This window comes from Paraburkholderia sp. (genome assembly GCF_035501035.1).
In the GTDB taxonomy this organism is placed as follows: Bacteria; Pseudomonadota; Gammaproteobacteria; order Burkholderiales; family Burkholderiaceae; genus Paraburkholderia.
In genome coordinates this window covers 1-11,567 of record NZ_DATJWR010000262.1, presented here as the reverse complement: position 1 = coordinate 11,567, position 11,567 = coordinate 1, and the positions used below count along the sequence as shown (strand labels likewise).

Sequence of the window (11,567 nt, the reverse complement as noted above, 5' to 3'; positions counted from 1 at the left end):
TTCGAGCGCTGGTGGGGCACCTACTATCTGATGAACCGGGAAGAGATCGAGTGGATCACCCATAACCTGTTTGTCGGCAACCGGTTGTGGTCGGGGCAAGTGCGTGGTCCGTCCGGCAAGTCGTTCGACCTGCGCGAGATCCGCGTCCCCATCGTTCTGTTTGCTTCGATGGGCGACAACATCACACCGGTGCAACAGGCATTCAACTGGGTCGCCGACCTGTACGGCAGCACGGAAGAGATCAAGGCGCGCGGTCAGGTCATCGTCGCCCTCACGCATGGGGATATTGGCCATCTCGGCATCTTCGTTTCAGGCAAGGTGGCGAAGAAGGAATACACACAGATATTCAACGTGCTGGAGACGATCGAGGCGCTTGCGCCCGGCCTCTACGGCATGTCGATCAAGGAAGTGAAGGGCTCGGACGGCAAGACCGAATACGACGTCTCGCTCAAGGAGCATCGGCTCGAGGAGGCCGTCGAGCACTTCAATCCCTCTTTTCAACGCGAGGACGAAAAGCCGTTCAAGGCCGTGGCCGCGGTGTCGGAATTCAATCAGCGTGCCTATGAGCTGTTCGTCCAACCGTATGTTCAGTTGACCTCGAACGAAACGACCGCGCGGCTCCTGCGCGATTTCCATCCGCTGCGTTTCGAGCGATGGGCATTCTCGGACTTGAATCCGTGGCTGGCCGCGCTGGGCCCGGTCGCCGACACGGTCAGGGCAAGCCGTGCACGCGCGGACGACGTCGAACCGTGGCGCGACGTCGAGCGGCGCGGCTCTGAACTGCTTAGCGCTTCGCTCGACTATTACCGCGCGGTGCGCGATGCCGGCGTCGAGGCGCTGTTTTTCTCGGTGTACGCGAATCTTCTCGGGCTGCACGACTTCGGTCATCAGCAGGAGCACGGCGAAGATTGCGCGACGAGCGCCGACCCGCGCAGCATGCCGTTCGTCCGGGAAGCGTTGGCCACGATCGGCCACGGCGGCTACGACGAGGCAGTCGCGCGCACGGCATTTCTGCTTGCGCCCAAGGGGCAGCCCCTGCCGTTATCGCGCATCGAGACGGTTCGCGAACTGGCGAAGGAATATGCCGATTACCTGCCCACGTTGCCGCCGGCCGACTGGCGCCGAATTCGGGGCGAGCAGGAAATCATTGCGACCTTCGAGCCGCAGCGCGCAATCGAAACGCTGCCCGACCTGCTGGCGACTCCTGAACACCGCAATCGGCTGCTGACCTTGCTCGACAAGCTGGTGGCCGACCGGCGCGTGCAGGCCATCGAGCCGACCGAGCAGCAACAACAGGCGCTGCATGCGATCCGCGCAGTGCTCGGCGCGCCGGCGGCGGCAACGCCCGTCGGCAAGCCGCGAGCGCCGCGCGTCAAGGTCGCGGGGGCCTGAGCACCTTCCATCCGTTCAGGAGAAAAGCGTCCATGGAATCCAACCACATCAAATACCGCCGTCTCATCGCTCAATGCCAGGCCCTCGCGCCGCTGCCCGTCGCGGTGGCCCATCCCTGCGACGCGAGCTCGCTTGAGAGCGCGATAGACGCTGCGCGGCAGGGGCTCATCGTGCCCACGCTCGTCGGTCCGCGCGAGCGCATCCTGTCGGTCGCGTCGGAATGCGGGCTCCCCATCGGCGACTATCCCATCGTCGATGCGCCGTTCAGTGAAGCTTCGGCGGCCTCCGCCGTTCAACTCGTGCGCGAAGGCAAGGCGCAGGCGCTCATGAAGGGCAGCCTCCACACGGACGAACTGATGGCCGCGATCGTGCGCCGCGACGCCGGACTGCGTACCGCACGGCGTATCAGTCACTGCTTCGTGATGGACGTGCCGTCCCACGCCGATCCGCTCATCATCACCGACGCGGCCGTCAACATCGCGCCGACGCTCGAGGAAAAGATTGACATCCTCCAGAACGCGATCGATCTTGGTCATGCGCTCGGGTTTCCGGAAGTGCGGGTTGCGATCCTTTCGGCCATGGAGACCGTGAACCCGAAGGTGCCCTCTACGCTCGAAGCGGCTGCGCTGTGCAAGATGGTTGATCGCAGGCAGGTGACGGGCGCCATCGTCGATGGTCCGCTCGCACTCGACAACGCAATCGATCCAGAGGCCGCACGTATCAAGCACATCGACTCGCCGGTGGCGGGCCGCGCCAATGTGCTCATGGTGCCCGACCTCGAGGCGGGCAACATGCTGGCCAAGAGCCTGTCGTTCCTCGCGGGTGCCGACGCGGCGGGCATCGTGCTGGGCGCGCGCGTGCCCGTGATCCTGACGAGCCGGGCCGATTCGGTCATGACCCGCCTTGCCTCCTGCGCGGTGGCCATGCTCGTGGCGCGCGCGAGGCAGGCGGCCGGACTTATCGAGGGTTGATGCCATGGCAGCCGTAATTCTCGTCGTGAATGCCGGTTCATCGAGTATCAAGTTCTCGACATTCGAAGAGCGTGGGGCGGCGCTCGAATTCGTCGTACATGGCCAGGTGGATGGGTTGTACACCGACCATGTCCGGTTCGAGGCATTGGACCACCACGGAGTGCGCCACGAGAGGGAGTGGACCGGCGGCGAGGAACTGGACCATCGCCGCGGGCTGGAGCAGATTGCCGTGTTCCTGAGCGAGCACCGCGAAGGGCACACGCTCGCGGCCGTCGGTCACCGTGTGGTGCACGGCGGGCAGCGCTTCGGCGGTCCCGCTCGCGTGACGCCTGCCGTAATCGACGAACTGGAAAAATTGACGCCGCTCGCACCGCTGCATCAGCCGCACAATCTCAAGCCGGTACGCCTGATCGAACAGTTGTACCCGGACGTGCCGCAGGTCGTCTGCTTCGACACGGCGTTTCATCGTACGCAGCCCGACGTGGCGCAGGCTTTTGCGTTACCGGCTGCCATTACTGACCTGGGTGTGCGCCGCTACGGCTTTCACGGACTGTCGTACGAATACATCGCGAGCGTGCTCCCCGACGTTGCGCCGGCGGCAGCGGCCGGGCGTACGGTGGTGGCTCACCTCGGCAACGGCGCCAGCATGTGCGCGCTCGTGGCGGGCAAGAGCGTGGCCAGTTCGATGGGCTTCACGGCCGTGGACGGGCTGCCCATGGGCACGCGCTGCGGCAATCTCGATCCCGGGGTCGTGCTGTACCTGATGGAAGAGCGTGGCATGGATGCGCGCGCCGTTGAGGATCTCCTGTATCACCATTCCGGGCTGCTCGGCGTATCGGGCATTTCCGGGGACATGCGCACACTGCAGGAAAGCGACGATCCTCGAGCACGCTTCGCGATCGACCTCTACGTGTACCGTATCTGCCGCGAACTCGGCTCACTTGCTGCGGCAATGGAGGGCCTGGACGCGGTGGTCTTTACCGGTGGCATTGGTGAGCACGCAGCGGCAATCCGCGAGGGCGTGGTGCGGCGGGCGCAGTGGCTTGGCGCCGACCTCAATGTGACCGCGAATCTCGACGGTGGGCCGCTTGTGAGCACCGCATCGAGCCGCGTGCCGGTGTATGTCATTCCGACCAATGAGGAACTGATGATCGCGCGACATACGCGCGCTGTCCTGGAGTAAGCCCATGTCAACTGAACAGACGGGACACATTAGCCCTGTGCTCAAGGGCATGAAGGCGCTGGTCACGGGGATTGCCAACGAGCATTCGATCGCGTACGGCTGTGCGAAGGCCTTCCGCGAACTCGGTGCAGACCTTGCTATCACGTACGCCACGGAGAAAAGCAGGTCGTGGGTCGAGCCGCTCGCGCAGGAATTGCAGGCCGACCTGTTGTTGCCGCTGGACGTCTCCGATGCGAGCCAGCTCGAGGGCGTGTTTTCGCACATAGGGCAGCAGTGGGGGCGTCTGGACATCGTCTTGCACTCCATTGCGTGGGCACCGAAAGACGATCTTCAGGACGGCCTGCTGCACTGCTCAAGCGAGGGCTTTTCGCGGGCCATGGACATTTCGTGCCACTCGTTCGTGCGTATGGCCGCACTTGCTGCGCCGCTCATGGACAAGGGCGGCACGCTGCTTACCATGAGTTATCACGGCGCGAGCAAGGTGGTGCCGAACTACAACGTCATGGGACCGGTCAAGGCCGCGCTCGAGGCATGCGCGCGCTACCTCGCCTACGAACTGGGCCCGCAAGGTATCCGCGTACACGCCATATCGCCGGGTCCGCTGATGACGCGCGCGGCTTCCGGCCTCAAGGACTTTGGGCTGCTGCTCAACGAGGCGGCCCACCGCGCGCCGCTTGGAGAACTCGTCGACATCATGGACGTCGGCTATACCTGCGCTTTCCTCGCTACACCGTATGCGCGCAGGGTGTCGGGCGAAACGCTGTACGTCGATGGTGGCGTGAACATCATGGCATGACGCTTTACGGGAAACGACATCGTGACTGAGCTTTTGCTGCAACCCATCGAGGACGCTGTATCCGACGGCGATATCGCCGGCTTTTTGAGCCACTATGGCTTTCCGCCATTTGCGGCAATCGAGCGAATCGCAGGTACGGGATGCCGGCCGGCTGTGCTGCTCGCGTTCAATGACCTTAAGCCGGAAGCACTACGAATCCTGCAGACGAGGATCCATCGAGTTTTCTGGAACGACCGCACTGTCGAAGCGATCATCTTGACGGTCCGGACAGAATGAGCAGCATGGCCCGGCACGACGCGGAAGAGCGATCACTCGGCCGCTCGGTAGAGCCTGTTGTATTGCGTCGTGCGCGAGGGCGCTGCTTTTTGCGCGGGCCAGCAGCGAGTCTGGCGGAACGCTCAATTCCGGCAAGGGGAAAGTAATCAACCTCGAAATGTCCTGCGGCTTCAGGCCAAGCGCACCCAATACTAGTCCGACCACTTGCTCCGGGTAACGACGAGACGTTCCGCCGGCTACCATGCGATGGACCGCCATCAAGCCGGCGCCGGTAACGACGTCTATCATCGTCCCGACCGCGCCGTCGTTAAACTGACCTCGTTTTTGCCCCGCTCTGAGGTGGCGTGGAAGGTAGTCGTAGAACCCGCTGTCGCGGTTCACGAGCTGCAAGCCCGCACCGGCCACGAACTGCGCAACCAGTTCATGAGACCGTATCAAGTGCAGATAACATCGGAATGCGGTGGCGACCTTGAGGCTGGGATCGTCCTCGACGTTGGATATCGCCGCTTCGACCATCCTCACGATGTCCCGGTTCAACTCGGCGGCGAGTGCTTGAAAAAGCTCCTCGTTGGTGCGGAAGTAGTTGTAGAACGATCCTTTGGATACCTCGGCTGCTGCGACGACGTCGGCGATGACGCTTGCACCCACGCCTTTCTGGGCAAACACGATCATGGCGCTTTCGAGCAACCGCATGCGCATGCGCCGGCGACGCTCGGCCGCTACCCGAGGGCGATGGTCATCGTTCGATTCTGGCATACCCAATCCTGACGAGAAGTGCTGTTTTAACCGCAGATCTTGCGCGTGCGCTCGCATGAGGACATATGCCGCGCGGACGACTCAAGTATCGCAAGCAAATTCTGCCATGGCACACGCGCGTGAGAGAAACTGCATAATGCCGCATGCTTCGAGGGCTGAGATGCTGTTTTGACAGTGATGGAATGCGCTCGAGAAGTCTTCGCCGCGTGCGTGAGGCGTTCAGCGCGTCGCGGTGAAACCTCGGTTGCGGGCAAGTTCCTTGCCGATCTGTACGCGCACATGCGCGGGGTTGGAGAGAAACGATGGCGTGAGGCCGAAGTCACGCTTGAATGTCCTGCTCAAGGGTTGGGTCGCGATAAGCGATGAACGTTTGGCAAGCCGTCCGCCTTTGGTCGAGTGCTCAGGACAGCCTTCGAGGTCAGGCCGACGACGGAGTAGACCGAACTGACGTCGACCATGTGCAGAAGTCCAAACTCTTCAAGGGCAATGTTCGAACGAAAATTTCAGCGGCCGCAATCCTGACGAACTCGAGCAACGAAGATTTCCACCGTGGCACAACGCCTAGTTCAGTTGAAAATCGCGCGGTGCTTCCGACTCTTTCGCGTAGCGAAAAACATTCAGGTCGTCATACTGGATGGCGGGCTTCTGCCCAGATATGAGGTCTGCGAGAAGTTGCGCCGAGCCGCAGGACATTGTCCAGCCGAGCGTGCCATGCCCCGTATTGAGATAGAGGTTAGGCACTGCGGTGTGGCCGACAATCGGCGTGCCGTCCGGCGTCATGGGACGCAACCCGGTCCAGAAGGTAGCCTTCGATGTATCGCCGCCGCCAGGGAAGAGGTCGTTTACGCACATTTCCAGGGTCTCGCGACGCGCCTCGCGCAGTCGCTTGTCAAAGCCAACGATTTCAGCCATACCGCCGACGCGGATGCGCTTTTCGAAGCGTGTGATGGCAATCTTGTACGTCTCGTCGAGAACTGTTGAGACCGGTGCGCGAGCTTCGTCGACGATAGGAGCTGTGATGGAATAGCCTTTGAGGGGATAGACCGGAATCTTGACGAGGCCGGACAGGAAGTTCGTGGAGTAGGACCCGAATGCGACGACGAATGCATCTGCGTGGAGGAGCTTCGCACCATGGCGCACACCGACGACTTTGCCGCCCTCGACCACAAGACCATCGACCTGCGTGTTGTAGCGGAAGGTCACGCCCGCCTGCTCAGCCAGCGCAGCGAGTCGCGTCGTAAACAGTTGACAGTCGCCCGTCTCATCGCCGGGCAAGCGCAGTCCGCCGGTCAACTTATGCGCGGTGGCAGCAAGTGCCGGCTCCACCCGAGCGAGTTGGTCTCGGGACAACAACTCATACGGGACATTCGCCTCTTTCAGAACCGCGATGTCCTTGGCTGCACCGTCAAACTGCTGCTGCGTCCGGAAAACCTGCAGTGTGCCGCCCGTGCGGCCCTCGTACTGGATTCCCGTTTCGGCCCGCAGCGCCTTTAGGCAATCGCGGCTATATTCCGCGAGTCGAACCATGCGGTTCTTGTTGATGGCATAACGCTCGGCCGTGCAGTTTTGCAACATCTGCCACATCCATTGAAGCTGGAACTGCTTGTCTTCGTCGTCCGGACGAATTGCAAGCGGCGCGTGCTTCTGGAACATCCACTTCACTGCTTTAAGCGGCACACCCGGTGCAGCCCACGGCGCTGCGTAGCCAGGCGAAATCTGTCCGGCATTCGCGAAGCTCGTTTCGAGCGCTGGGCCCTGTTCCCGGTCGATTACGACGACGTCATGTCCCGCACGCGCGAGATAGAACGCGCTCGTCACCCCAACAACTCCACTGCCCAGTACAAGGACTCGCATATCAGTCGACTCCGCCGCCAGAGAGATTGTTGGTCACAGAGAGAAAGTCTGCCAAACCGCGAGTATCGCAGTGCATTCGCTAATCATATTCTCGTATAGGTCGTCAGGGGTAATTTCTTGCGTCGCGTCGTGACCGGCATTTCGCTTGAAGCAGCGATAGGCACCGGCGCCTCCCGAACACAATGCCCGATGGTCGAGCTGCTTGCGCCTGACCCGGTAGCGGTGGGGCGGCTATCGTGGTAATGGTGCGATAAAATACTCTGCGTAAAATAACGCCATATTTCTAATCGCATGATTATGTTGGAAAAATCGCGCACTCTTGCATGGACAGAGCCTCCGCTGAGGTGATATAAATCACCTGTCACGCGTCGCCGAGCACAATGCCGACCGACGTTTCGCGCCGCCTTTTCCATTGAAGAACATCGGGCAGTGATCGCTAGCGCGGACGAGGAGTGACCGGTGGCACGCTAGGGAAATCCGTACCACGGGGATGGGTCCTGAGAAAACGGACGCGCTGGCGAAGCTAGAGGCGCGGGACCCGAAATAGTCTGGCGGACCCTTATGGGCGGAAGGTTTTCAGGCGCTAGCCTTCAGGGACCCGATGCTTACCTATAGATATTCAAACTAGAAACCCCAAAGAAAGATATCTTTGCTTTAGGAATGGGTTTTCTATTCATTGGGCGTATACATCTGGTTATTCCGTTTTTTGCTCCTCACGTAAAGAGATTTTCGTGAAATAACCGGTACATCTCTCAAACGCGCATCTGCCTACATGCCGCTGCGCGGCTGCTTACCAGGGGAGAGTGATGATGGCAAGCGTGGCGCCCGGTGATAGCGGTAGAGGTCGGGTTCGAGTGAGTTCTCTTCGGCTGTAGCGCCTCTCACGCCATTCCTGGTAAGCAAAGCTGGTTGGGGATTTCGGCGCTGGGGAGCGTGCTTCCCGGAGCCGCTGCGGTCCAGTCGGGTTCGATAGCGGAACGGGCCGTGCTGCTCCTTACTGTTGCTCGCCGCCTGCTGGACGGGCAGTGCGTTTCCCAGCAACTCGCCGTGCCGTGTACAACTTCAGCGCTGCCCAGGTATCATCGTGCCTGTGCGCCGCCCGTCGCGGCATTCTCAGTTTTTCGCCAGTCACCCGATGTCCCAGTCAGCAAAGCTCTCCGAGGTTCTCACTCTTGCCGAAGTCCAGTCGCTGGCCGACACGAAGACGTTTGCGCGCGGCAAGGCCTATTTCCACGATGGCGCCGTCTCCCGCCTGGAGGAGCACGAGGGTGCTATTCATGCCAGCGTACGCGGCACGCATCGTTACCGGGTTGAACTCGCCGTCGATGACGATGGCGAACTCGCGTACGACTGCACGTGTCCGGTGGGCGACGACGGAGTTTTCTGCAAGCACGCTGTCGCTGTCGCGCTCTCATGGCTCGAGAATTCCGGTGAAGAGGTGGTGTTCCATGCCGAAGAGGCGGCTCCCGGGAAATCGAGCAAGAAGAGGAAGACCTACGAGGAAGTGATTCGCGAATACGTCGCGACACTCGACAAGGATGCGCTTCAGGGATGGTTGCTCGAAGCCGTCGAACGCGACCTGTCGTTGCGCGACAAGCTGCTGTTCGCCGCGCGTGCCGCGGGGGCATCCGATTTGCCGGGCATGAAGGCCGCCGTCAGGCAGGCGACACGTATTTCCCGGCCACTGGACTGGCGGGAGGCTGGCGCATACGGCGATGGCCTGATGTCGCTGGCCGACATGCTGCGCCAGAGGCTTTCCGGACCTCATGCCGCACAGGTGGTCGAGCTGTCCGAGCTGGCGATTGCGGGCGCCGAAACGAGCCTCGAACAGATTGACGACTCCGGTGGCGACGTGATGCCGGCGATTCTCGAGCTGGCGTCTGTGCACCTCGATGCCTGCAAGTTGACCGGACCCGACCCGGTGAAGCTTGCGGAGCGGCTCTTCCGCTTCCAGACAGAAGGCAAGTGGGACACCTTCTACAACGTTTTGCCTGCGTATGCGGAGCCACTGGGCAAGAACGGGTTGCGCCGCTATCGCGAACTCGTCAACGAGGCGTGGGAAGCGCTGCCCGCGCTCGCGCCGGGCAAAGAATATCGTCGGTCCTACGACTCGCCGCGCATGCAGCTCGAGCACGCGATGGAGGCGCTGGCCGAACTCGATGGAGACGTTGATGCGTTGATTCGCATTCGCTCGAAGGACCTGTCGAGCCCGTACCGCTTTCTGCTAGTGGCGGAGCTTTGTGTGAAGCATGGTCGCCCGGACGAGGGGCTCACGTGGGCCGAGCGCGGCATCAAAGAGTCCGGCCAGAGCTTTGACCAGCGCCTGCTCGACTTCTGCATCGACGCGTATCTCCGTCGTAGTGAATTTGACAAGGCCGATGCGTTCGCGTGGCGCCGCTTCGAAATGCACCCGACAGCCGAGGCCTTCACCGCCTTGATGAAGGTTGCTACGGCGACCGGCAGGCATGACGAGACACGGGAGCGCGCTCTCACGCACCTCTGGGCGCTGGTCAGGGGAGAGGAGGCAGTCGCAAAATCGAAGCGCAGTGTCTGGCAGCGGTCAACGCGGACCGAACTGGTCAGGATTTTTCTTGCCAGAAAAGAGAACGACACCGCATGGGAAACGTTTGCCGGCGGCCCGGTAGCAACACAGCTATGGCCGGAAATGGCGGCTGTCCGTGGCAAGACCCATCCGCACGACGCCATCGCCCTGTATCACAGGCTGCTGCCGGTCGCTGCCGAGGGCGGTACGCGCAACGCGCGATATGACGAGGCGTTCGAAATCGTGCGGGCCATCGGCATGCTGCGGGCGAAGCTGGATGAACGGGCGGAGTTCACCCGCGAACTGGAGGAGATTCGGGCGGCGTATCGCGCAAAGCGCAACTTCATCAAGCTGCTGGCCAACCTGGCCTGAAGTCGCCCGCACGCCGTCGCGCATAGGTTCATCCCGGTGTTCAACAGAACTCATTAGGTGCGACAGCGGAGCCGACCCCGAGAATCCAACCTTCGACTTCAGCCACGGCGCGCTCCGGCGGCGTCAATGGTGGGTGTAGGGCGAGCTGAAGGCGCCCGTCCTGGTCAGCGAGCCGTAGCCAGTCAGCGATGGTGTACGCGTCGTACTGGTCGTCGGTCATGTTCTCCGGCGCAACACGTCCGCGCCTCCACATGGACGGGTATAGCACCTTGGTGAAATGTGGTCGCGCTCGCGCTTCACCAAAATGCTCTAGCGCATTGTCGTGGGCGCTAGAGCCATGAGCTTTCGGGTCGTACCCCTCGCGCCCCAGGGCAATACTTAACCCATGTGCAGGCCACCGTTCAGGTCGGTGAGTGCGGCTACGGCACGAGCAGCGAATACGTCCGCGAACTTATCCGTAAGGATCAGGATCGCAAGCGCCTGCGCGCAATGATCCTGCAGGGAGCGACTTCGGGCCTCGCGGATCCGGCCGATGCCGGCTACTTCGAATCGTTGCGCGCCCGTGTGCGTACTTCGCGCAAATGACGGCCAAGCCCGTCATCCCGACCCGGCTGGCCAAGCAGGACGTAGAAGACGAGCTGACCCACTACTTCGTGGCCGAAGGCTCGGAAAAGGCGGCGCTCGGATTCATTGCGGAGATCGAGCAGGCATACACGCATCTCGCCAAACACCCCAACATCGGGCTCTCCCCGTTACGCGTACGAGCTGGACATCCCAAGCCTGCGCTCATGGTCTCTCGATCACTACCCGCATCTGATCTGCTACATTGAGCGCAAGGATCACGTCGAGGTCTGGCGCGTGCTCAACGGCAAGCGTGATATTCCGGCATGGCTGTTGAGCGATGACAGCGAGTTCCATTGACACAATCTGCACGGCACAAAGCCCGCGAGTAGCCATCCGGCATCGCGGGCTTCTTCATTTTCAGACCATGACGAAAGCAAAACCGTTTGACGAAGCACGCTCCCTGACCGACGAAGAGGCCATCCGGCGCTACCTCGGACAGTCGTTCGAAGCGGGCGAGCCAGCGTGGGATCGCCCCACCTGATTCGTCGGCAAATGACCAGAAAAATTCATCTGGTCATGCTCTCCAGCCTTTTAATTTGCATTGCTAATCTGTTAAAGGCATCCGCTTCCGAGAGCCTGTCGATACACGACGGAAAGCGAAGCCGGTCAGAGCTGTGTAAATATACAGTATCAGGCGTGAGACGTGAAGACCTTGGGAAGGCGTTTCGAGAAGGTGGCGGAACCGCAGAATCGTGCTTTCGTCCGGCAAACGCGTCATACCTTCGTCCAGCCCCGCAAACTCACGGTACAGCGGCACGTCATAAAGCGCCTCTTCCATCGCCGGGTCCGAAAGCCCAAACC

The 11,567-nt window shown here is 61.4% G+C and carries 10 protein-coding genes and 1 pseudogene; 7 read left to right on the top strand and 4 right to left on the bottom strand.

What is annotated here, in order from left to right; genetic code table 11:
* The 4 genes from VMJ11_RS19205 to fabI all read left to right on the top strand — a co-directional run.
* Positions 1-1,392 (top strand): DUF3141 domain-containing protein (locus tag VMJ11_RS19205; RefSeq protein ID WP_325620971.1); only part of this gene is annotated, 1,392 nt, incomplete at its 5' end.
* Between the two features lie 32 nt (positions 1,393-1,424).
* Positions 1,425-2,363, top strand: coding sequence for a phosphate acetyltransferase (locus VMJ11_RS19200; protein ID WP_325620970.1), 939 nt, complete (start codon positions 1,425-1,427; stop codon positions 2,361-2,363).
* A gap of 4 nt (positions 2,364-2,367) precedes the next feature.
* Entirely contained in the window at positions 2,368-3,546 is a 1,179-nt protein-coding gene (locus tag VMJ11_RS19195; RefSeq protein WP_325620969.1) for an acetate/propionate family kinase, read from the top strand.
* 4 nt (positions 3,547-3,550) lie between these two features.
* Positions 3,551-4,342 carry an enoyl-ACP reductase FabI gene (gene fabI, locus VMJ11_RS19190; RefSeq protein WP_325620968.1) on the top strand — a complete coding sequence of 264 codons (792 nt, stop codon included), beginning with the start codon at positions 3,551-3,553 and terminating at the stop codon, positions 4,340-4,342.
* A gap of 189 nt (positions 4,343-4,531) precedes the next feature.
* Here fabI and VMJ11_RS19185 read toward each other — a convergent pair whose 3' ends face one another.
* Both VMJ11_RS19185 and VMJ11_RS19180 read right to left on the bottom strand, forming a co-directional pair.
* Positions 4,532-5,374: a TetR/AcrR family transcriptional regulator gene (locus VMJ11_RS19185; protein WP_325620967.1), complete on the bottom strand. Its 843-nt coding sequence runs from the start codon at positions 5,372-5,374 to the stop codon at positions 4,532-4,534.
* Between the two features lie 561 nt (positions 5,375-5,935).
* The gene (locus VMJ11_RS19180) at positions 5,936-7,228 is read right to left on the bottom strand and encodes a D-amino acid dehydrogenase (protein WP_325620966.1); all 1,293 of its coding nucleotides are present in this window, start codon (positions 7,226-7,228) and stop codon (positions 5,936-5,938) included.
* 1,135 nt (positions 7,229-8,363) lie between these two features.
* Here VMJ11_RS19180 and VMJ11_RS19175 point away from each other — a divergent pair.
* Positions 8,364-10,142, top strand: coding sequence for an SWIM zinc finger family protein (locus tag VMJ11_RS19175; protein WP_325620965.1), 1,779 nt, complete (start codon positions 8,364-8,366; stop codon positions 10,140-10,142).
* Positions 10,143-10,182: 40 nt separating this feature from the next.
* Here VMJ11_RS19175 and VMJ11_RS19170 read toward each other — a convergent pair whose 3' ends face one another.
* Positions 10,183-10,362 (bottom strand): hypothetical protein, encoded by a 180-nt coding sequence (locus VMJ11_RS19170; RefSeq protein WP_325620964.1) that lies wholly within the window; start codon positions 10,360-10,362, stop codon positions 10,183-10,185.
* 167 nt (positions 10,363-10,529) lie between these two features.
* On the opposite strand from VMJ11_RS19170, the gene VMJ11_RS19165 reads away from it, so the two are divergent.
* Together VMJ11_RS19165 and VMJ11_RS19160 are read left to right on the top strand one after the other, a co-directional pair.
* Positions 10,530-10,727: a type II toxin-antitoxin system ParD family antitoxin gene (locus VMJ11_RS19165; protein ID WP_325620963.1), complete on the top strand. Its 198-nt coding sequence runs from the start codon at positions 10,530-10,532 to the stop codon at positions 10,725-10,727.
* Positions 10,724-10,972, top strand: a complete 249-nt coding sequence (locus VMJ11_RS19160; RefSeq protein ID WP_325620962.1) for a type II toxin-antitoxin system RelE/ParE family toxin — start codon at positions 10,724-10,726, stop codon at positions 10,970-10,972. Before VMJ11_RS19165 ends, VMJ11_RS19160 begins: the two co-directional genes overlap by 4 nt.
* Before the next feature lie 458 nt (positions 10,973-11,430).
* Here VMJ11_RS19160 and VMJ11_RS19155 read toward each other — a convergent pair.
* Positions 11,431-11,567 (bottom strand): annotated as a pseudogene (locus VMJ11_RS19155) (transposase); the annotation flags it as partial.

Coding starts and splice junctions, on each gene's coding strand:
- VMJ11_RS19180 (WP_325620966.1), bottom strand. CDS start 7,228: ATGCGAGTCCTTGTACTGGGCAGTGGAGTTGTTGGGGTGACGAGCGCG.
- VMJ11_RS19195 (WP_325620969.1), top strand. CDS start 2,368: ATGGCAGCCGTAATTCTCGTCGTGAATGCCGGTTCATCGAGTATCAAG.
- VMJ11_RS19200 (WP_325620970.1), top strand. CDS start 1,425: ATGGAATCCAACCACATCAAATACCGCCGTCTCATCGCTCAATGCCAG.
- VMJ11_RS19170 (WP_325620964.1), bottom strand. CDS start 10,362: ATGACCGACGACCAGTACGACGCGTACACCATCGCTGACTGGCTACGG.
- VMJ11_RS19160 (WP_325620962.1), top strand. CDS start 10,724: ATGACGGCCAAGCCCGTCATCCCGACCCGGCTGGCCAAGCAGGACGTA.
- VMJ11_RS19175 (WP_325620965.1), top strand. CDS start 8,364: ATGTCCCAGTCAGCAAAGCTCTCCGAGGTTCTCACTCTTGCCGAAGTC.
- fabI (WP_325620968.1), top strand. CDS start 3,551: ATGTCAACTGAACAGACGGGACACATTAGCCCTGTGCTCAAGGGCATG.
- VMJ11_RS19185 (WP_325620967.1), bottom strand. CDS start 5,374: ATGCCAGAATCGAACGATGACCATCGCCCTCGGGTAGCGGCCGAGCGT.